At 49.2% G+C, this 19,680-nt stretch carries 22 protein-coding genes, 1 tRNA gene and 1 rRNA gene; 21 read left to right on the forward strand and 3 right to left on the reverse strand.

Going from position 1 to position 19,680, the window contains the following annotated elements:
• The first annotated feature begins 145 nt into the window (after positions 1 to 145).
• The 10 genes from pxpB (at position 146) to tsaD (ending at position 6,724) form a co-directional block, all read left to right on the forward strand.
• Positions 146 to 868 carry a 5-oxoprolinase subunit PxpB gene (pxpB, locus tag Q9M42_RS15270; RefSeq protein ID WP_322527295.1) on the forward strand — a complete coding sequence of 241 codons (723 nt, stop codon included), beginning with the start codon at positions 146 to 148 and terminating at the stop codon, positions 866 to 868.
• Positions 865 to 1,629, forward strand: a complete 765-nt coding sequence (locus Q9M42_RS15275) for a 5-oxoprolinase subunit PxpA (protein ID WP_322527296.1) — start codon at positions 865 to 867, stop codon at positions 1,627 to 1,629. Before pxpB ends, Q9M42_RS15275 begins: the two co-directional genes overlap by 4 nt.
• Complete coding sequence (locus Q9M42_RS15280) at positions 1,626 to 2,597, forward strand: biotin-dependent carboxyltransferase family protein (RefSeq protein WP_322527297.1); 972 nt, start codon at positions 1,626 to 1,628, stop codon at positions 2,595 to 2,597. The genes Q9M42_RS15275 and Q9M42_RS15280 overlap by 4 nt, the downstream gene beginning before the upstream one ends.
• 78 nt (positions 2,598 to 2,675) lie before the next feature.
• Positions 2,676 to 2,792, forward strand: a 5S ribosomal RNA gene (gene rrf, locus Q9M42_RS15285).
• Positions 2,793 to 2,802: 10 nt separating this feature from the next.
• Positions 2,803 to 2,879, forward strand: a tRNA-Met gene (locus Q9M42_RS15290).
• Positions 2,880 to 3,080: 201 nt separating this feature from the next.
• On the forward strand, positions 3,081 to 4,073 hold the full coding sequence (gene thiL, locus Q9M42_RS15295; RefSeq protein ID WP_322527298.1) for a thiamine-phosphate kinase: 993 nt from the start codon (positions 3,081 to 3,083) through the stop codon (positions 4,071 to 4,073).
• A gap of 22 nt (positions 4,074 to 4,095) precedes the next feature.
• Positions 4,096 to 4,569: a tRNA (adenosine(37)-N6)-threonylcarbamoyltransferase complex ATPase subunit type 1 TsaE gene (gene tsaE / locus Q9M42_RS15300; protein WP_322527299.1), complete on the forward strand. Its 474-nt coding sequence runs from the start codon at positions 4,096 to 4,098 to the stop codon at positions 4,567 to 4,569.
• Positions 4,550 to 5,260, forward strand: a complete 711-nt coding sequence (gene tsaB, locus Q9M42_RS15305) for a tRNA (adenosine(37)-N6)-threonylcarbamoyltransferase complex dimerization subunit type 1 TsaB (protein ID WP_322527300.1) — start codon at positions 4,550 to 4,552, stop codon at positions 5,258 to 5,260. The genes tsaE and tsaB overlap by 20 nt, the downstream gene beginning before the upstream one ends.
• On the forward strand, positions 5,257 to 5,718 hold the full coding sequence (gene rimI, locus Q9M42_RS15310) for a ribosomal protein S18-alanine N-acetyltransferase (protein WP_322527301.1): 462 nt from the start codon (positions 5,257 to 5,259) through the stop codon (positions 5,716 to 5,718). Before tsaB ends, rimI begins: the two co-directional genes overlap by 4 nt.
• Positions 5,705 to 6,724, forward strand: coding sequence for a tRNA (adenosine(37)-N6)-threonylcarbamoyltransferase complex transferase subunit TsaD (gene tsaD / locus Q9M42_RS15315; RefSeq protein WP_322527302.1), 1,020 nt, complete (start codon positions 5,705 to 5,707; stop codon positions 6,722 to 6,724). Before rimI ends, tsaD begins: the two co-directional genes overlap by 14 nt.
• Before the next feature lie 47 nt (positions 6,725 to 6,771).
• Here the strand turns inward: tsaD and Q9M42_RS15320 are convergent, their stop codons facing one another.
• A complete protein-coding gene (locus Q9M42_RS15320) occupies positions 6,772 to 8,712 on the reverse strand; it encodes an ABC-F family ATP-binding cassette domain-containing protein (protein ID WP_322527303.1) in 1,941 nt (646 codons plus the stop codon).
• Between the two features lie 170 nt (positions 8,713 to 8,882).
• Here Q9M42_RS15320 and Q9M42_RS15325 point away from each other — a divergent pair, with 170 nt between their 5' ends.
• Positions 8,883 to 9,530 (forward strand): redox-sensing transcriptional repressor Rex, encoded by a 648-nt coding sequence (locus Q9M42_RS15325; protein WP_322527304.1) that lies wholly within the window; start codon positions 8,883 to 8,885, stop codon positions 9,528 to 9,530.
• Between the two features lie 73 nt (positions 9,531 to 9,603).
• Here Q9M42_RS15325 and Q9M42_RS15330 read toward each other — a convergent pair whose 3' ends face one another.
• Positions 9,604 to 9,792: a DUF4305 domain-containing protein gene (locus tag Q9M42_RS15330; protein ID WP_413645747.1), complete on the reverse strand. Its 189-nt coding sequence runs from the start codon at positions 9,790 to 9,792 to the stop codon at positions 9,604 to 9,606.
• A gap of 1 nt (position 9,793) precedes the next feature.
• Positions 9,794 to 10,519 carry a CPBP family intramembrane glutamic endopeptidase gene (locus Q9M42_RS15335; protein WP_322527305.1) on the reverse strand — a complete coding sequence of 242 codons (726 nt, stop codon included), beginning with the start codon at positions 10,517 to 10,519 and terminating at the stop codon, positions 9,794 to 9,796.
• Between the two features lie 350 nt (positions 10,520 to 10,869).
• Here Q9M42_RS15335 and groES point away from each other — a divergent pair, with 350 nt between their 5' ends.
• The 10 genes from groES to Q9M42_RS15385 all read left to right on the forward strand — a co-directional run bounded on the left by groES (position 10,870) and on the right by Q9M42_RS15385 (position 19,577).
• Entirely contained in the window at positions 10,870 to 11,154 is a 285-nt protein-coding gene (gene groES / locus Q9M42_RS15340) for a co-chaperone GroES (RefSeq protein ID WP_322527306.1), read from the forward strand.
• Positions 11,155 to 11,198: 44 nt separating this feature from the next.
• The gene (gene groL, locus Q9M42_RS15345) at positions 11,199 to 12,845 is read left to right on the forward strand and encodes a chaperonin GroEL (protein ID WP_091616789.1); all 1,647 of its coding nucleotides are present in this window, start codon (positions 11,199 to 11,201) and stop codon (positions 12,843 to 12,845) included.
• 420 nt (positions 12,846 to 13,265) lie between these two features.
• Positions 13,266 to 14,261 carry an Ltp family lipoprotein gene (locus Q9M42_RS15350; RefSeq protein WP_322527307.1) on the forward strand — a complete coding sequence of 332 codons (996 nt, stop codon included), beginning with the start codon at positions 13,266 to 13,268 and terminating at the stop codon, positions 14,259 to 14,261.
• A 494-nt stretch (positions 14,262 to 14,755) separates the two neighbouring features.
• Positions 14,756 to 15,199: a TspO/MBR family protein gene (locus tag Q9M42_RS15355; protein ID WP_322527314.1), complete on the forward strand. Its 444-nt coding sequence runs from the start codon at positions 14,756 to 14,758 to the stop codon at positions 15,197 to 15,199.
• Between the two features lie 30 nt (positions 15,200 to 15,229).
• Positions 15,230 to 16,204 carry a Gfo/Idh/MocA family protein gene (locus Q9M42_RS15360; RefSeq protein ID WP_322527308.1) on the forward strand — a complete coding sequence of 325 codons (975 nt, stop codon included), beginning with the start codon at positions 15,230 to 15,232 and terminating at the stop codon, positions 16,202 to 16,204.
• Between the two features lie 91 nt (positions 16,205 to 16,295).
• Positions 16,296 to 16,640: an ArsR/SmtB family transcription factor gene (locus Q9M42_RS15365; RefSeq protein ID WP_322527309.1), complete on the forward strand. Its 345-nt coding sequence runs from the start codon at positions 16,296 to 16,298 to the stop codon at positions 16,638 to 16,640.
• Between the two features lie 44 nt (positions 16,641 to 16,684).
• Complete coding sequence (gene arsC / locus Q9M42_RS15370; protein WP_322527310.1) at positions 16,685 to 17,110, forward strand: arsenate reductase (thioredoxin); 426 nt, start codon at positions 16,685 to 16,687, stop codon at positions 17,108 to 17,110.
• A gap of 15 nt (positions 17,111 to 17,125) precedes the next feature.
• Positions 17,126 to 17,500: an arsenite efflux transporter metallochaperone ArsD gene (arsD, locus tag Q9M42_RS15375; RefSeq protein ID WP_322527311.1), complete on the forward strand. Its 375-nt coding sequence runs from the start codon at positions 17,126 to 17,128 to the stop codon at positions 17,498 to 17,500.
• A gap of 15 nt (positions 17,501 to 17,515) precedes the next feature.
• A complete protein-coding gene (gene arsA, locus Q9M42_RS15380) occupies positions 17,516 to 19,270 on the forward strand; it encodes an arsenical pump-driving ATPase (RefSeq protein ID WP_322527312.1) in 1,755 nt (584 codons plus the stop codon).
• Between the two features lie 19 nt (positions 19,271 to 19,289).
• Positions 19,290 to 19,577, forward strand: coding sequence for an adhesin (locus Q9M42_RS15385; RefSeq protein WP_322527313.1), 288 nt, complete (start codon positions 19,290 to 19,292; stop codon positions 19,575 to 19,577).
• Positions 19,578 to 19,680: the final 103 nt, after the last annotated feature.

Consider the following 19,680-nt stretch of genomic DNA (forward strand, 5'->3'; position numbering starts at 1 on the left):
GATAGCCGGGGGTTCTCCCCCCGTGAAAGTAGATCGCTGCCGGGCGAGATCAACCGTTTCCCATTTCGGGGGAACGGTTTTTTTATATTTTTTTCCTTTTTCTCTATGCTACAATAAACATACTAATCATTAGGGGGGAAGTTATATGGATATTTTGCCTATTGGGGATCATGCCTTAAGTGTGCAATTTGAAAATGTGATTTCTCCTTCCGTGAACCGGCAGGTACACCGGCTGTATGAAGCTTTAACAAAAGAGCGGCTGGTGGGGATGAGTGAGTGTGTCCCAGGCTACCGCGCATTGACCGTCTATTATGATCCCTTGCAAATACAGTACGAACGTCTCTACGAACTCATTCATAACGTGTTTGAGCGTATGGACAAAGCATCGGAGGGGGCAATGAAAACGTACTATCTGCCGGTTTGTTATGACGTATCGTTTGGACAGGATATTGAACGTCTTGCAGCAGAGAACAAACTATCTGTAGACGAGGTAGTGGATCTGCACAGCAGTTCGACCTATTTTATTTATATGCTGGGCTTTACTCCGGGATTTCCTTATCTCGGCGGCCTTGATGAACGACTTCATACTCCTCGCCTTGAAACACCAAGAGGAAAAGTGGAAGCCGGCTCTGTTGGCATAGCCGACGCTCAGACGGGAGTGTATTCGATTGACAGTCCGGGAGGGTGGAATATTATTGGTAAAACTCCGGTGCCTTTGTTCAATACAGCGCACGATAAACCTGCGCTTCTAACCCCGGGCCATCTGCTTCGGTTTGAGCCTGTCGGATTTGAAGAATACGCTGAAATTGAAAAATCCATCGGCTATGGAGGATACAGCATCCGTGTAGAAAAGGAGGGAGAGGAATGACTATTGATTTAAATTGTGACCTGGGGGAAAGTTACGGTATTTATACCCTGGGCATGGATCAGAAGGTGCTTCCTTTAGTGTCATCGGCAAACGTTGCCTGCGGGGGCCATGCGGGCGATTCGGCAGTGATGGCGCGTACTGTTGCTCTTGCCAAACAGTACGGTACGGCCGTCGGCGCCCATCCCGGCTTCTTGGATAAAGAAGGGTTTGGCCGCAGATACATAGCGATGGATGAAGAAGAAATTTATCAGCTTTGTCTCTACCAAATAGGGGCTCTCCATGCCTTCTGCTGTGCAGAGAACGTGCAGATGCAGCATGTAAAACCGCACGGGGCCTTATACAACGCTGCTCTTCGCGATCCCGCGGCCGCCAGAGGAGTGGCGCGGGCAGTGAAAGATTTTAATGAGAATCTTCTTTTATTTGCCCCGGTTCATACAGAGCTACAGGCAGCGGGGGAAAGACACGGCTTGAGGGTAGCAAAGGAAATGTTTGCAGACCGTACCTATACTGCTGGCGGAACGTTGACTCCAAGAACAGAGCAGAACGCCTTCCTTGATAAACCTGAAGATGCTGCCGCCCAGGTGCTTGATGTCCTTCAGGAGGGAATAGTTAAAGCAGTGGATGGCACAATTGTAGCAATGGTAGCTGATACCATATGTGTACACGGGGACAATGAGCAGGCGGTTCTGTTTATTCAACATTTAAGGAATCAGCTTGAGCATCACGGAGCTTCGGTGCAGGCAGCGGGGGAATTTATATGAACAAAACGCCTGTCTGCACCGTACAAAAAGCAGGTCTCTTTACAACTATCCAGGATACAGGCCGGACCGGATATCAGCACCTCGGTGTACCGGCCTCCGGAGCGATGGATATGTATGCTCTCCAGATGGGCAACGCTCTCTGCGGCAACTACTTGTCCGCAGCCGGACTGGAGCTCACATTAATGGGTACGACCCTTACGTTTCATGAAGAGACGGTTATTGCGGTTACAGGTGGAAACCTGCAGCCGGAAGTAAATAAAGAACCCATTCCCATGTGGGCAACGAGAAAAGTTTATGCAGGAGACGAACTGACCTTTAACGGGCCAGCACACGGAGCACGTGCCTACCTTTGTATTGCAGGAGGCCTGGAGGTGCCAATCGTTTTAGGAAGCCGCTCGACGTACACAAAAGCTGGCATAGGGGGAATGGAGGGCCGGGAGCTTGAAAGTGGCGACACATTGTATCGCGGCCCTGTAAGTGCTGATCCAAAAACCTTTGAACGCCGGCTCCCCCCGGCGAGTATCCCAGTCTATGAAAAACAACAGACGCTCCGGGTATTGACTGGTCCGGAATTTGATACATTAACAGCGGAAGCTGGAAAGAGACTGCTCTGCGAAGAGTATGTGGTGACCCAGGAAGCTGACCGGATGGGTATCCGGCTCCAGAGTCGGGAAGTGTCTTTGCACCGTACTGGGGATATTATATCGGACGGGGTGGCGTTTGGGACTATTCAGCTGGCATCAGACGGCCAGCCGATGATTTTAATGGCTGACCGGCAGACAACGGGAGGGTACGCCCGAGTGTTAAATGTCATCAGTGCCGATTTGTCGAAAGCTGCTCAACTGCAGCCAAATGCTTCTGTGGTGTTTGAACAGGTGACGCTTGACGAAGCGCAAATTGCTTTCAGGCAACTGCATCGTTCGCTCGAAGACGTGTACTTTGCTGTGAATAATAAAAAATGGCGATAAAATATTTAAAAATCCCTTGTGCTCATTTATTCTGCGTGGTAAGATTATAATTGTCTTGTTGAGAGACACCATGCATAGTGCGGTGACAACAGCGAAGAGGATCCACCCGTTCCCATGCCGAACACGGAAGTTAAGCTCTTCAGCGTTGATGATAGCCGGGGGTTCTCCCCCCGTGAAAGTAGATCGTCGCCGCGCTATACCAAATCGCGGGATAGAGCAGTCTGGTAGCTCGTCGGGCTCATAACCCGGAGGTCGGAGGTTCAAATCCTCCTCCCGCAACCAATTATACTAATCCATTAAAGCCTTAAAGGCTTTTTTTTATGACATAAATGAAGCCGGAAACTAGACTACCCTTTGTGCAGCACGCACAGAGGGTAGTTTTTGGATAAAAGCGAAGAGGTGTTTTTTCGTTTACTGTACGCGATTGCAGGAATACGATAAACTAGCAGGAGACTATTATGAGAGATCATTGAGGAGCAGTTTATGCCAAACGATGAATTTGACTGGATTAATGAACGCAGACCAACACAGACTTTCCAGCAACGGCTGGAAGTAGGAATAGGTGATGACGCAGCGGTGTACCGGCCGCTTGCGCAGATGAATGAAATTGTCTGCGTGGATACGATGATTGAAGATGTGCATTTTCGGAAAGATACGATGGAACCATTTGATATCGGTTTTAAAGCGCTGGCTGCAAACATTAGCGACGTCGCTGCCATGGGAGGCGTGCCGCATTTTTACGTAATATCGATTGCGATAACGCCCGGCTGGTCCGAAGAGGAATTAAACGAACTGTACCGGGGAATGAATGAACTGGGTGCACGCTATCAGATGGATATGATTGGCGGCGATACGGTATCCTCCCGTCGCGACTTAATGGTGAGTATTACGGTGATCGGTGCGGTGGAAGAAAAACAGCAGCTGCTGCGAAGCTCTGCGGAACCTGATGATATTGTGTTTTTAACCGGACCGGTCGGTATGTCGGCGGCCGGACTCGAGCTTCTGCTCGAGCGGACAAAGGATGGGGCATATTCTGAGCGGGAAAAAGCATTGATTGTCTATCATCAGCGCCCGGTGCCCCAGGTAGAGGCGGGACGCTTGCTGGTGGAATACGGCGGCCGTATTGCCTTAAATGATATAAGTGACGGGCTGGCAAGCGAATGCTGTGAGATTGCGGAAGCGAGCGGTGTTTCGATGGAACTGGACTTTTCCGGGCTTCCCGTCCACGAAGCTATGGAGCAACTGGAAATTCAAACAATGAAAAAGCATATGTTTTACGGTGGAGAAGATTTCGAACTGGTCGGAACAGCTGCTTCTTCCGATTGGGAAGAGCTCAGCAGGAGGTTCGAGCAAGCCGGACTTGCGCTGTATGCGATAGGAAAGGTTTCAGAAGGAAATGGAGAAGTCTTCCTTCAGGAAAACGGCTCCCGTACAAAGCTGGAAAAATCCGGCTATAATCATTTTCGTTCATCATAAGCAGCAGAAAGGAAGAAACGCTATGACAGAGTGGGTCATCGACACTTCGTCTCCGGAGGAAACGGCAGCGTGGGGAGAGCTTTTGGGCCGAAGCGCGGAGGCAGATGAAAAAATATGGCTGCTCGGAAGTCTCGGAGCAGGAAAAACACATTTTGCCAAAGGCTTTGCCAGAGGCCTGGAAGTTACCGCAATGGTGAACAGCCCGAGCTTTACGATCGTTAAAGAATATGAAGGCCGGCTGCCTTTGTTTCATATTGACCTTTACCGGCTGTCGGAGGAGGAAGCAGAGGAAATCGGCATTGAAGAATATTTTGAGGCAGGCGGCGTATCGCTTTTGGAATGGCCGGGTCGTCTGGAAGAATGGCCGGAGGATCGTCTGGAAATAGATATTCAATACACCGGGGAAACGAGCAGGCAATTGACTTTGACAGCCGTTGGCGAGCGGTGGAAGGCAAAGATGAAGGAGTTGCAGAACGATGAAAATGCTCGCAATTGACACGTCCACGCACGTGCTGGGTATCGCCCTTGCAGATGAACAGAAAATCCTCGGAGAATATACGACCAACATTAAAAAAAATCATTCCGTCCGTCTGATGCCGGCGGTGGAATCGCTGATGAAAGAAAGCGGTCTCGTCCCTGACGACCTGGACGCGGTAGCAGTAACGACCGGGCCAGGCTCCTATACCGGCGTGCGCATTGGAGTGACCACGGCTAAATCGTTGGCCTGGGCTTTAAATATCCCGCTTTATCCTGTATCAACGCTTCAGGTGTTTGCCCAAAACGGCCTCGGGTTTCCAGGTCTCGTTTCGCCACTGATTGATGCGCGAAGAAATCAGGTCTACACGGCGGCTTTTTACGGAAATACGGGAGAAAACGCAGTGGCACGTCAAACGAAAGACCAGATTATTCTGCTTCCGGAATGGCTTGAGATTTTGGGCCAAACACAGGAACAAATCCTGTTTGTCGGAGAGGACACGGGAAGCCGGCAGGAGTTGATCCGGGAACGACTCGGTAGCCGGGCGGTTTTTGCGGACTGGACGGGACAGACGATCCGTCCGGCGGAAATTATCCGGATCGCCCGGACTGCCGGCGAGGCACGGGATGCGCACGCGGTGGTGCCGGAATACGCCCAGCTTGCCGAAGCAGAAAAAAATTGGCAGAAAGCCCAAAGCGGGAGATTCGAATGAAAGCAGAAATACTGATCCGGATGATGAGTGCCGACGATATCGACAATGTGATGGAAGTAGAACACAACGCCTTCTCGATGCCGTGGAGCCGGCGTGCGTTTGAAAATGAAATGTACAATAACCAGTTTGCCCATTATCTGGTGGCGGAAGTTGCAGGCAGGATTGTCGGCTACTGCGGCGTGTGGATCGTCATTGACGAGGCGCATGTAACCAACATTGCGGTGCATTCACGCTACCGCGGACGGAAAATTGGCCAGGAGCTGCTGGCCAATTTAATGGAGCTTGCCTACACATACGGGGCCCGGACGATGACGCTCGAAGTGCGTGAAACCAATGAAACAGCCCGGAACCTGTACGATAAATTCGGATTCGTTCCCGGCGGCGTCCGAAAAAATTATTACATGGATAATAATGAAAATGCGATAGTAATGTGGGTGAATATGAATGAACGAGCATAAACCAATAGATATCCTGGCTGTGGAAACGAGCTGTGACGAAACAGCTGCAGCAGTCATCAGAAACGGCACCGAGATCCGGTCCAACGTCGTCCTGTCCCAGATGAAAAGTCATAAACGCTTTGGCGGCGTCGTGCCCGAGGTCGCTTCGAGGCATCATGCGGAATCCATCACCCAGGTAATGGAGCAGGCACTCGAGGAAGCAGGAAGCACATTTTCTGAGTTGTCCGCTGTGGCGGTAACGGAAGGCCCGGGGCTTGTCGGGGCGCTTCTTGTCGGCGTAAATGCCGCGAAGGCGACAGCGTACGCGAAGGGGCTACCGTTGATCGGCGTCCACCATATTGCGGGCCATATTCAGGCGACCCGGCTCGAATCGGAGTGGGAGTATCCCGCGCTTGCGCTCGTTGTGTCCGGCGGCCATACGGAGCTCGTACTGATCAAAGAAGAAGGGGAGTATGAGCTGCTCGGCCAGACAAGAGATGACGCTGTGGGAGAGGCATATGACAAAGTCGCGCGTACTCTTGGCCTCCCGTATCCCGGCGGCCCGGAGCTCGATAGGCTGGCTAAAGCCGGGGCGCCGACCGTGCCGCTTCCCGTTGCATGGCTTGAGGATGGTTCGTATGATTTCAGCTTCAGCGGATTGAAATCAGCCGTCATGAATACACTCCACAATGCCCGCCAGCGTGGGGAAGAACTAGCTCCGGAAGACGTTGCGGCAAGCTTTCAGCAGAGCGTCATTACCGTGCTGACGGAGAAAACAGCCCGTGCAGCAGAAGCCTGCGGAGCCAGACAGGTTATGGTGGTCGGAGGTGTGGCGGCCAACAGTGGTCTGCGGGCTGCGATGGAAGAAGAATTCAGAGGCAGCGGCGTAAAGCTGCAGATCCCGCCGCTTCATTTATGTACCGATAATGCAGCCATGATCGGGGCTGCCGCCTATATCAACTGGAAAAAGGGGAATTTTTCAGGCATGGATTTAAACGGGGTGCCCGGCCTGCCGCTTCATACGTAACAAAAAACCCGTGCTCTCTTTTACAGAGAACACGGGTTTTGCTGTAACTAGGAGCTGGATTCTTCGAGCTGCAGCTCTTCCCATTCCTCCATCAGCTGTTCAAGCTCGCCTCTTAGTTCATTGATCGACGACTGATAGCCGGCGGCCTTTTCATGGTCTTCGTATACGTCGGGCTCGAAAAGAGCTGCTTCCTGCTCCTCAACGAGCTGTTCCTTGGCTTCAATATCCTGTTCAATCTGCTCAATACGGCGCTGCCGCTTGCGGGCCTCACGCTTGGCTGCTTTATCGTCTGCAAACGAGGATTTAGCTGCACCGGCATCTTCAGGCTTCGGTCCTTCACGCTCAGCCTGGAGCGCTGCTTTTTCCCGTTCTTCTTCTTTTTTGAACAAATAGTAATCATAGTCCCCGATGTAGTTGCGGACGTCACCGTCCCCCATTTCGAGAATGCGTGTCGCAATCCGGTTCAGGAAATACCGGTCGTGGGAAACAAACAAAATTGTTCCCGGGTAATCAATCAGAGCATCCTCAAGCACTTCCTTGCTGTCGAGATCGAGATGATTGGTCGGCTCATCGAGCAGCAGAAAATTCGACTTCTGCATCATCATTTTAGCCAGCGACAGGCGCGCTTTTTCGCCGCCGCTTAAGTCTGACACCTGCTTCAGCACGTCTTCGCCGGTAAATAAAAACTGGCCGAGCACGGTACGGATATCTTTTTCGTTTTCAAGCGGATATTCATCCCACAGCTCCTGCAGGACGGTTTTGCCGGAATTCAGTTCGGCCTGCTGCTGGTCGTAATAGCCAAGATCCACTTTGCTCCCGAGCTGAATATGCCCTTCATCCGGTTCAAGGTCTCCCTTAATCGTTTTTAAAAAGGTACTTTTCCCCGTCCCGTTTGGTCCGATTAGCGCAATACTCTCGCCGCGCTGGGCCCGGACGCTTAAACGCTCGAACACGGGCGCTTTGTCGTCGAAACGGAAGGTGAGGTCTTCTGCTTTTAGTACATCATTGCCGCTCTGGCGGTCAATATCAAAGCGCAGGGAGGCGGATTTGCCGTCCCGCTGCGGTTTGTCGAGCTTGTCCATTTTCTCGAGCTTTTTTCTCCGGCTCTGGGCCCGTTTTGTCGTAGACGCGCGTACAATGTTTTTCTGCACGAAGTCCTCAAGCTCGGCAATTTCCTTCTGCTGCTTTTCGTAGGCCTGCATTTCCTGTTCAAACAGCTCGGCCCGTTTTTCCTGAAAAGCACTGTAGTTGCCGTAGAACAAGCGGGCTTTTTTATGAATAATTTCGTACACCTTTGTCACGATCTGGTCCAGAAAATACCGGTCGTGGGAAACGATCAGGACAGCCCCCGGATAGCTGCTTAAATACTGCTCGAGCCAGCGCAGGGTATCCATATCCAGGTGGTTGGTCGGCTCGTCAAGAATTAAGAGCTCCGGCTTGGCCAGAAGCAGCTTGCCGAGAGCAAGACGGGTCTTTTGGCCGCCGCTTAACGACTGCACCGGCGTGTCGAGGGAGAAGCTGCCAAAACCAAGCCCCGCCAGCACCGTACGGATGTCGGACTCGTAGCGGTAGCCGCCGCGGGCTTCGAATTCCTGCTGGCGCTGGTCGTAGTCAGCCATCAGCTTTTCATAGGCCCTGACGTCGTCAATAATATCGGGCTCGGACATTTTCGCCTCCATACGACGCAGCTCCGCTTCAGCTTTTTGCAGGTGGGTAAAGACATCAAGCATTTCATCCCACATTGTTTTATCGCTGTTCAAACCGGTATGCTGCTCAAGGTAGCCGAATGTCGTGCCCTTTGGCATCGTGATCGAGCCGGAATCATACGAGGATTCACCGGCAAGAATTTTTAGGAGAGTGGATTTGCCGGCCCCGTTTTTGCCGACCAGGGCCACCCGCTCGCCTTCCTTTACCTCGAGTTTTATTTGATCAAGTACGGTTTCTGCCCCAAAAGACTTGGTGACACCCGAACATTGAAGTAAAATCATATTTATATAGCTCCTTTAATAACAACTCTGATAGTATCAGTGTATCGTACTTTTCGGCGAAACGCGAAATAGGATACGTCTTGCTGCAGGCAAGCGTTTCGGTACGTTTTCATGGGGACGCATGCTATACTGTCTACAGACAATGACAATACATTTAGGTGGAAATAATTATGAATACAGACCAGCAAAAAATTCCGCAGGCAACCGCGAAGCGGCTGCCCCTATATTATCGATTTCTGGAAAGCCTGTATGCAACAGGCAAAACCCGCGTTTCTTCAACCGAATTGAGTGAGGCGGTCAAGGTGGATTCGGCAACGATCCGCCGGGATTTTTCGTATTTCGGCGCGCTTGGCAAGAAGGGGTACGGCTACAATGTACAGTATCTGCTGTCGTTTTTCCGGACTACCCTGGATCAGGACGCGGCGACAGACGTAGTGCTTCTTGGCGTCGGGAACCTGGGAAAGGCACTGCTTCGCTACAATTTCTCCAAAAATGAAAATACCAGGATTGTGGCTGCATTTGATATCAATAAAGACATGGTGGGAGAGCAGATTGGGAACGTTCCGGTGTATCATACCGATGATCTGGCGGAAAAGCTTAAAGAGCATAACGTTTCCGTAGCAATGCTCACCGTGCCGTCCGCCGCCGCCCAGACAACCGGGGAAAAACTGGTGGAGGCAGGCATCAGCGGCATTCTGAACTTTACCCCGGCGCGCTTATCCGTCCCTGCGTCTGTGCGCGTGCATCATATTGATCTTGCCATCGAGCTGCAGACGCTCGTGTATTTTCTGAAAAATTATCCGCTGGACAACGAATAGGCTGCCAGCAGGATGCTTCATTTATACTGACTCATAAAAAAGGGACCGCCTGAATGTTGGCCGGTCCCTTTTGCTATTTCTTCTTTTTCTGCTCCGACATGAGGCGCAGATAATTGAATCCCATTACGAGGTCGTAGGCGGCAAAGGCGGCGAGTAAAATGCTCCAGAACGACCAGGAGGACTCGCTGACGGAAAAGTACGTAAACATCAGCAGGACTCCGCCGAGCACAAAGTAAAAAAGGGCAGCGGTAGAAGCTTTCATATTACATCAACCCCTGAACAAGCAGAATAAGTGCACTCTCAGCTTCACGCATAATGCGTTCGATTTCATCCTGGAACAATACCTGAATACCGACCACGAATGCGTTCATGATGGAGTGGACGATTATCGGCACGATGATGCGGCCGGTTTTGACATACAAATAAGCGAACACAAAGCCGATCATAGTGTAGACGAGCAGGTGGGTGAAATCCAAATGCACAGCAGCAAATATCAGGGAGCTGATAATAGCGGCAATAAAAAAGTTTGTTCGTTTGTACAGGGATCCGAATATAGCTTTACGGAACACCAGCTCTTCGAGAATCGGGCCGATCACAGCTACGATAACGACAAAGGCCGGCATGCTGTTAACAAGCTCAATGATCTGCGCAGTGTTTTCAGACGCCGTATCGATGCCGAGCAGGTTCTGTTCGATCAAACCGGCTACGATCTGGCCGGCGTAGGCGAGGGCGAACCCAATAAAAATCCAGGCAACAGAATTTGGCCACGGCATTTTTGGTTTATTAAACGCAAGGCGCTGGCCTCTTTCAGGAATCAGCAGAATTAAAATAACAATCAAAGCGACGATAAAGCTCGCAAAAATCCAGAAGTACGAAGCCTGCTGCGCGGAATCAAAGCTGCCTACAGCCAAAAGGGCCGGGACGGCAACGATGCCCGAAAGCTGCATAAGTACATAAATAATAACAATACTCCAGTAACGTACGGCCATGGAAGGGGATCACTCCTAATCTCTCTCGGTTAAATCCAGTTTCGAACGCTCTAATTGTATCACAGGTACCTGCAGGAAGAATAAAGAGAGCGCTTGCGAATTTATGACAATTTTGAAATAGGAGGTTAATAAAACGATTAGCAGGGAATGTGAATTCAGGTGCCATCAAGCACTGGAGTGGGAAAATGCAGAAAAAATTTTCGCTTCCCTCTTGCAAACAAAGCCCAGGTTGATTAATATAATAATTGGGTTTAGCACTCGAACGGAAAGAGTGCTAACAACAAATGTTGTTACTGTCGTTCCCGTTACATATAACGGACGATGAAAATATTCTAAGGAGGTTGTTTTCCTTGTTAAAGCCTTTAGGTGATCGACTCGTACTCGAACAGGTAGAATCAGAAGAAAAAACCGCTGGCGGTATTGTGCTGCCGGACTCCGCTCAGGAGAAGCCACAGGAGGGACGCGTGGTTTCTGTAGGCGCCGGTGCTGTAAAAGACAACGGTGAACGCGTAGCACCGGAGGTAAACGAAGGCGACATCGTCGTATATTCGAAGTTTGCAGGCACAGAAGTGAAATACGACGGCAAAGATTATTTAATCGTTCGCGAAAGCGACATCCTCGCTGTAGTTCAGTAATCAGCTTCATTTCGAAATCATTATTACATTAGGAGGATTTCATCATGGCTAAAGATATCAAGTTTAGTGAAAACGGCCGCCGCGCGATGCTCCGCGGTGTGGACGAACTCGCAAACGCTGTAAAAGTAACGCTTGGACCGAAAGGCCGCAACGTTGTTTTGGAGAAAAAGTTCGGTTCCCCGCTTATCACCAATGACGGTGTAACCATCGCCAAAGAAATCGAACTTGAAGACAACTTCGAAAACATGGGCGCGCAGCTCGTATCCGAGGTTGCAAGCAAAACGAACGACATTGCCGGTGACGGTACAACAACAGCAACCGTTCTTGCCCAGGCGATGATTCAGGAAGGCCTGAAAAACGTTACCTCCGGTGCGAACCCAATGGGTATCCGCCGCGGCATGGAGAACGCGACCAAAGTAGCGGTCGAAGAACTCCGTAACGTCAGCAAGCCGATTGAAGGTAAAGAATCCATCACGCAGGTTGGTGCGATTTCTGCAGGGTCTGAAGAAATCGGTCAGATCATTGCAGAAGCAATGGAGCGCGTGGGCAACGACGGCGTTATCACAGTCGAAGAATCCCGCGGCCTTGATACAGAGCTTGAAGTTGTGGAAGGTATGCAGTTCGATCGCGGCTATGCGTCTCCGTACATGGTTTCCGACAACGAATCCATGACTGCAGAGCTTGATAACCCGTATATTTTAATCACGGACAAAAAGCTCACAAGTATTCAGGAAGTACTTCCGCTGCTTGAGCAGGTTGTACAGCAGAACCGTCCAATCCTCATCATTGCAGAAGATGTAGAAGGCGAAGCGCTGGCAACTCTCGTTGTAAACAAACTGCGCGGAACATTCAACGCAGTAGCAGTGAAAGCACCAGGCTTTGGCGACCGTCGTAAAGCAATGCTTGAAGACATTGCTACACTTACCGGTGGTACGGTTATTACCGAAGATGTAGGTCTTGACCTGAAAACTGCAACAATCGACCAGCTCGGCCACGCCAACAAAATCACGATCGATAAAGACAACACAACAATTGTTGAAGGAAGCGGCGATCCGCAGACCATCGGTGCACGTGTAACGCAGCTGCGTACGCAGATGGAAGAAACCACTTCCGAATTCGACCGTGAAAAACTTCAGGAGCGTCTCGCGAAGCTTGCAGGCGGCGTAGCCGTTGTTAAAGTCGGCGCAGCTTCTGAAACTGAAATGAAAGAGCGCAAGCTCCGCATCGAAGACGCCCTCAGCTCTACACGCGCAGCAGTAGAAGAAGGCATTGTCTCCGGTGGCGGTACCGCGCTGATGAATGTCTACAAAAAAGTAGAAGAAGAAATGAACAACACAACAGGCGACGAAGCAACCGGCGTGAAAATCGTTCTCCGTGCCCTCGAAGAACCACTCCGTCAGATTGCGCATAACGCAGGCCTTGAAGGCTCCGTTATCGTTGAGCGTCTGAAAACAGAAGCAGTTGGACACGGCTATAACGCAGCGACTGGCGAATGGGTAAACATGATTGACGCAGGCATTGTCGATCCTACAAAAGTTACCCGCTCCGCGCTGCAAAACGCATCATCCGTATCCTCCATGTTCCTGACAACCGAAGCAGTCATCGCCGACATCCCAGAAGAAAATGGCGGCGGTGCCGGCGGCGGCATGCCAGACATGGGTGGCATGGGCGGAATGGGCGGCATGATGTAGGCCAACAGGATGTTGGTCACTCGGACGCTGCGACACGACGTCGCGGCTTGCGTCCGGGATCCGCTCAATCCCATGCTATAATCCAGCTTTAATGAACATGAGCAGAATGCTAACATTTTGCTAACATTTGAATAGGATTTACTTTAAGCTTCTCATGAGTTCACTGAACTTGTGGGAAGCTTTTTTATTGTTTTTAGTCATGTTAACGCAAAAGTGATTGCCTGTTAAACAATCAATCCAACCACTAATAAAGCAAACTGGACAATCGAAGAATCCATTAATCGTAAAGTTCCCAATAATCTTTTCAGACTCTCTATTCAATCCAGCTAAAACCATCCAAAAGCTCTCTCCCAGTAGATTTCTGGCTTTACTTTAATATGGTAAAATTTAGCCGATATACGTAAAAAAGGGGGGATTTTAATGAGGTATACAGAAAAGAAAAAATGGTATAAGCGCATTCCGGGGTATCGTTCCGGTGTGAAGTGGAAGATGATTACGGCTTCAATTATTTATGCTTTAATTTTATTTGCTATATTAGTTCCAACCGAATCTTCTACAGAAATAGCTAGTGAAAATACGGAGGAAGATGCTGCTGAATTAGAAGCGGAAGATGCTACAGCAGCTACGGATGAACAAGAAGCTGACAAGCAAAAGAATAACGAAGAAAAAGAAGAAAAGAAAGCGAAGGAAGAGGAAGAGCGTGAGGCCGAAGAAGCCGAGCATGAAGCGAGAGAAGAGGAAGAGCGTGAGGCCGAAGAGGCCGAGCGGGAAGCGAGAGAAGAGGAGGAGCGTGAGGCTGAAGAGGCCGAGCGGGAAGCGAGAGAAGAGGAAGAACGCCAGGCTGAAGAAGAGGCCGAACAGGAAGCCAGAGAAGAGGAGGAACGTGAGGCTGAAGAAGAAGCCGAGCATGAAGCGAGAGAAGAGCAAGAGCGTCAGGCTGAAGAAGAAGCCGAAGAAGAAGAGAGTGAGGCTGATGAATCCAGCGGCTCTGTTTCTCAGGAACAGGCAGTAAGCCAGGCTCAAGACTATCTGAATTATACCGCATTTTCTAAATCTGGTCTGATCGAGCAGTTAGAATATGAGGGCTTTAGCACAGAGGATGCAGCATATGCTGTAGAAAATATCACAGTGGATTGGGAGGAGCAGGCGGTCAGCCAGGCTCAGGATTATCTGGAGTACACCGCATTCTCTGAATCAGGATTAATTGAGCAATTGGAGTATGACGGTTTCAGTTCATCGGAATCTGCTCATGGTGTAGAAAACATTAGTGTGGATTGGCAGGAGCAGGCAGTTAGCAGCGCGGAGGATTATTTGGAATACAGTTCTTTTTCAAGACAGGGCTTGATCGACCAATTGACTTATGAGGGGTTCAGCACAGAGCACGCCACCTATGCTGCCGGCCAGGTCGGTTTGTAATAGATATATTGAGTTTAGGGGGCAGCAAAAGCTGCTCCCTTTATCTATTAGTAACTATTAATTATACCTCTCTTTTAACGTGATTTTTTCACATTCAAAGATAAATTCGATTTACTTCCCTCCCGCCGAATCTAAAGCTCCTGCACGTTGATTCGGGTCATTTTCTATAAGGAGAGACTGCGGAATAGTCTTTCGATTTCCAATTCATGCGTCACTATCTCCTTCACACAGTTTTCGAAAGCCATTAAAACCACCCGGCAGGTAATTTAATTATGTTAGTATCGGTATGCAATTCGATCCATAATATTCAATGAATTGCTCATACGGTTTTATTCGTAAATGATTTTACTTCCAATAAATTATTTTCCATAATATTGAACTTGAAGTGTTGGAGCACAATTGTATAATTGATCGGGAAAATCAGTTAAATATAGAGAGGCCTCAAACAAAATGATGGAAAGGGAGACGATTATATTAAGTCGCTATTATTAAGTATAGCTGTAGTAAGCACTCTTGCCGTGTTGGGGAATGCTTTTGTAGGTAATGCTTTAACTGTTTGGTACGCTGAGCTGAACAAGCCCTGGTATTTGGTTCCTTTATGGTTTTTTATAGTTGTTGGAGTTCTTTATTACATTATGGGCACCGTCATTTTATACCGGCAAATGGATAAAATTGATGAATCATATTTGCGAAAGGCGGCTTTGGTTCTTACATTGATCATGCTGGTAGGAAATGAAGTATGGAATTATTTATTTTTTGGTCTGCAAAGTACTTTTTTAGGTTTTATTGGCTTAATCCCTTTTACACTGGTTGTTGGTTTATTAGCATATACCCTTAAAAAAATTGATGTTTTTTCTTTTAGTATTCTCTTACCTTATATTTTATGGTTATTGTATGATTTAATTTGGGCATTCAGTTTATATATGCAAAACCTGTAACGTGAATTTTTGTATTTGGGAGGAATTAATATGAAAAACGTACGATGGGGCATCATAGGATGCGGTAACGTGACAGAGGTTAAAAGCGGGCCGGCCTTTCAGCTGGCTGAAAACAGCTCCCTGCAGGCGGTGATGCGAAGAAATGGAGAAAAGGCGAGGGACTATGCAGAACGTCACGGGGTTCCCAGCTGGTATGATAAAGCGGAGGATTTAATCAATGACGCTGAAGTGGATGCCGTTTACATTGCGACGCCGCCTTCTTCGCACAGGGAATATACGATCATGGCTGCGGAAGCAGGCAAGCCTGTATATGTGGAAAAGCCGATGGCAGGTAGCACGGACGAATGTGCAGAAATGATAAAAGTCTGTGAAAATAACGATGTACCGTTGTTTGTTGCCTACTATAGAAGATCTCTTCCACGTTTTAGAAAAGTAAAAGAGCTGCTGGAGTCCGGAAGTATTGGTGAGGTGCGCTTTGCTACCATTCAGCAAACCCAGCCACTTGTATCAAAAGACGAAAACGGAGAATGGCCGTGGAGGGTAATGCCTGAAAAGAACGGTGCAGGGCTATTCTATGATGTAGGCTCTCATACGCTGGATCTTTTTGATTACCTGCTCGGTCCTTTAAACGAGGTAAAGGGTGCTGCAGTGAACCTGGCTGATTCCTATCCGGCTGAAGATACAGTAAGCGGCACATGGAAATTTGAAAGCGGCGCTGTCGGTATAGGTGTGTGGAATTTTTCCTCCTACAGTAAAGGGGACGACAACCGTATCGTCGGGACTAAAGGAGAAATACGCTTTTCTACATTTGACGATAAGCCGATCATCCTTGTAAACGAAGCCGGGGAAGAGGTTTTTCATATCGAGCACCCTGCACATATTCAGTATTATCACATTCAGTCTATGGTGGATGAACTGCTTGGGAAGGGTGTCTGTCTAAGTACTGGCAAAACAGCATTTCGTACTAATCAAGTGATGGAAGAGCTTGTTAAAGAATATTATTAAAAGCACACTGGACGTTAAGCATTATTCGTTGACGTTCAGTAATTTTTATATTAGCATATGCTTATATAATAAAACGATGGTAGGTGAACGTATGGAAAAGATCAAACCGGAAATCAAGGACACTGCTTCTGTATTAAAGCTGCTCGGAGACAACACACGTCTTTCCATTGTCAGCCTTGTACAGAATCACGAATGCTGCGTATGCGAGTTCGTGGAGCTTCTGGATATGTCCCAGTCGTCGGTTAGCCAGCATCTCAGAAAGCTCCGGGACGCCGGCCTTGTCAAAGAACAGCGGAAGGGGCACTGGATTTTTTATTCATTTAACCGGGAGCATCCTTCCGCGGGCATGGTGGAGGACATTCTCCGGCATGTGCCCGACCAGAACGAAAAGCTGCAGCAGCTGGAACGGGACGGGCTGCGCATTAATTGTGACTGAGTGCCGCCGTACGAACTAATATCTTATGAAATGAGGAAGAAGCGATGAGTAAAAAGAAAATGTATTTTTTATGTACAGGTAATTCCTGCCGTAGCCAAATGGCAGAAGGATTTGGCCATTATTACCTGGGAAATGATTGGGAAGTACGGAGCGCTGGTATTGAAGCGCACGGACTGAATCCAAAAGCCGTGGAGGCCATGAATGAGGTTGGCATCGATATTTCCACTCAGGAATCGAACATGATTGACATGGATTATTTGAATAATGCAGATATGGTCGTTACGCTCTGCGGCGATGCTAATGACAAATGTCCGATGACCCCGCCGCACGTAACACGGGAGCACTGGGGCTTTGATGATCCGGCAAAGGCAGAAGGAACAGAAGAAGAGCGCTGGGCCGTTTTTCAGCGTGTACGTGATGAAATCAAAGAACGTATTCATACCTTCGCGCAGGCGGAAAGCGTAAAATAAGGGGAGTGAATAAGTATGACGAAGGTGCGTATTTATGACCCTGCGATGTGCTGTGACACGGGTGTTTGCGGCCCTGGAACAGATCCTGAACTTGTCCGGATCGCTTCTGCGGTGGAACGTCTACAGCAGAAGGGCCACGATATTGAACGCTATAACCTGGCCAATCAGCCTGAAGAATTTGCCGCAGCCGGAGACGTTACGGAGCGGATCACTGCCGACGGGATTGAAGCTCTTCCGGTTATAATGAAGGACGGAGCTATCGTAATGACGGCGGAGTATCCGGACGTGGGGCAGCTTGCAGACTGGTTTGACACAAAGGTCGAAGAGCTTCAGCCGGAAAGAAGTGTTCCCACGGTAGAACTGTCGTTTAACACCCGCTATTCTAAATAAAAAGGGGCTTGCCTGATGAACACGAAACGCTTTCACCCGGATCATCATACGTACACCCGCTATTTGTTTTTTACCGGTAAAGGGGGCGTCGGAAAAACATCCTCCGCTTCAGCGCTTGCAGCTTATCTTGCCGGAAAAGGCAAACAGGTACTGCTTGTGAGCACGGATCCGGCTTCGAACCTGGATGACGTGCTCGAAATGCCTTTAAACAACCAGCCTTCACCTGTACCCGAAGTCCCGGGGCTTTTTGCAAGCAACATCGATCCTGGAGAAGCGGCCAGAACGTACAAGGAAGCCGTAGTTGGTCCTTACCGGAACCTTTTACCGGAAACAGCGGTAGCGCAGATGGAAGAACAGCTTTCAGGAGCGTGTACTGTTGAAATTGCTGCCTTTAATGAATTTGCAGAGCTGTTAACAGCACCGCACGATAATTATGACCATATTATTTTCGATACAGCCCCTACCGGTCATACGCTACGCCTCCTACAGCTTCCATCGGCCTGGGATGATTTTTTACAGACAAGTACCCACGGGGCGTCCTGCCTCGGTCCGTTATCCGGCCTGGCAGATAAAAAAACAATGTATGAGCAGGCGGTTGCACAGCTCGCAGACGGTGAAAAAACAGCTGTGTACGTTGTTGCGCGCCCGGACGGAGCATCTCTTCTGGAGGCTGCGCGGACAGCAGAAGAGCTTGGGAGCATGGGAATGCATGAGCAGGTATTTTTAATGAATGGGGTGTTCACGCCTGCAGAAACCGAAGACGCAACAGCCTCTTTGTTTGCCTCTGCTCAGCAGGAAGCGTTGAACCAGGGCCCTGCTTTTTTTGAAGATAAAACACTTTGGACTTTACCCTACCACGCTGTGGTGTCAACAGGGGCTGCCTTCTTGACAAAATTATTTGAAGAGCCTTCTACAGCCGGTGATGCTGAATGGTCTCATAAATCAGTGCCGGCTACCACGGTGGAGGACATGATACAGGATATTGAAAACCAAAAATACCGTCTCATATTTACAATGGGCAAAGGTGGGGTCGGGAAAACCACGATGGCCGCTGAAGTGGCATCGAAGCTCGCGGCACGCGGCCATGCCGTGCATTTAACAACGACTGACCCCGCTGATCATCTGGCTGGTGTTATCGATTTGGATAATCCTTCTCCATTATTAACAGTCAGTCACGTGAATCCGGAAGAAGCTCTGGAGGATTACCAGAATACTACTAAAGCCGAGGCTGTTGCTGCCGGCGTTTCTGAATCTGAGTTAGCCTATATTGAAGAGGACCTTTCCTCGCCTTGTACAGAAGAAATAGCGGTATTTCAAGCTTTTTCAGAAGTGGCTGCCCGGGCAGAAAACGAGATTGTGGTTATAGACACAGCACCGACCGGCCATACACTGCTGCTTCTGGAACACGCAGAACAGTACACAAAGGAAATTGAACGAAGCAGCGGGTACACGCCCGAGGCGATGAAGCAATTGCTGCCGAGACTAAAGAATCCGGAGGAGACGGCTTTTCTTCTGCTGACCCTTCCGGAAACAACGCCAGTCCGGGAAGCGGAACGTCTACAGCAGGATCTCGCCCGCACAGGGATTTATCCGAAATGGTGGATTATTAACCAAAGCTTTGCAGCAGCGAAAACTACTGATCCTCTTCTTCGTCAAAAAGGGAAAAGGGAAATCTCCTGGATTGATTACGTGCAGGAAAAGCTATCCGAAAAAACAGTAGTGCTTCCGTGGGATGCTGCCACAGGCAGGCGGGCCCAAACTATAATTTAACGGGAAGGGGAAAATGAAAATGGAAATTACAAACGAAGCAAAAACGGTATTGCAGACTCTGATGGAGGAAAATAAAGTTAATCATGTCCGGGTAGCCTATGAAGGAATGGGGTGCTGTTCCCCTCAGATCGGCCTTGGTTTGAGCGAGCCGGAAGAAAAAGATCAGGTGGAAAACATCAACGATATTCAGGTTGCGGTAGATGAACGTGTTCTGGAATTTGTGCAGGCAGTAAAGCTTGATGTGCAGGACAATGAAGAAGGCCAGCAGCAGTTTGTCATGACCGGACTGCCGGAAAACAATTGCTAAAACAAGCTATAAAGGATTCAGGAAAGGAGTCGTTTTATGACGGAAGAACGGATTTATGATGTAATTATCGCAGGCGCGGGCCCGGCGGGCATGACTGCGGCGG

Source organism: Marinococcus luteus, from assembly GCF_034497705.1.
In the GTDB taxonomy this organism is placed as follows: domain Bacteria; phylum Bacillota; class Bacilli; order Bacillales; family Marinococcaceae; genus Marinococcus; species Marinococcus luteus_A.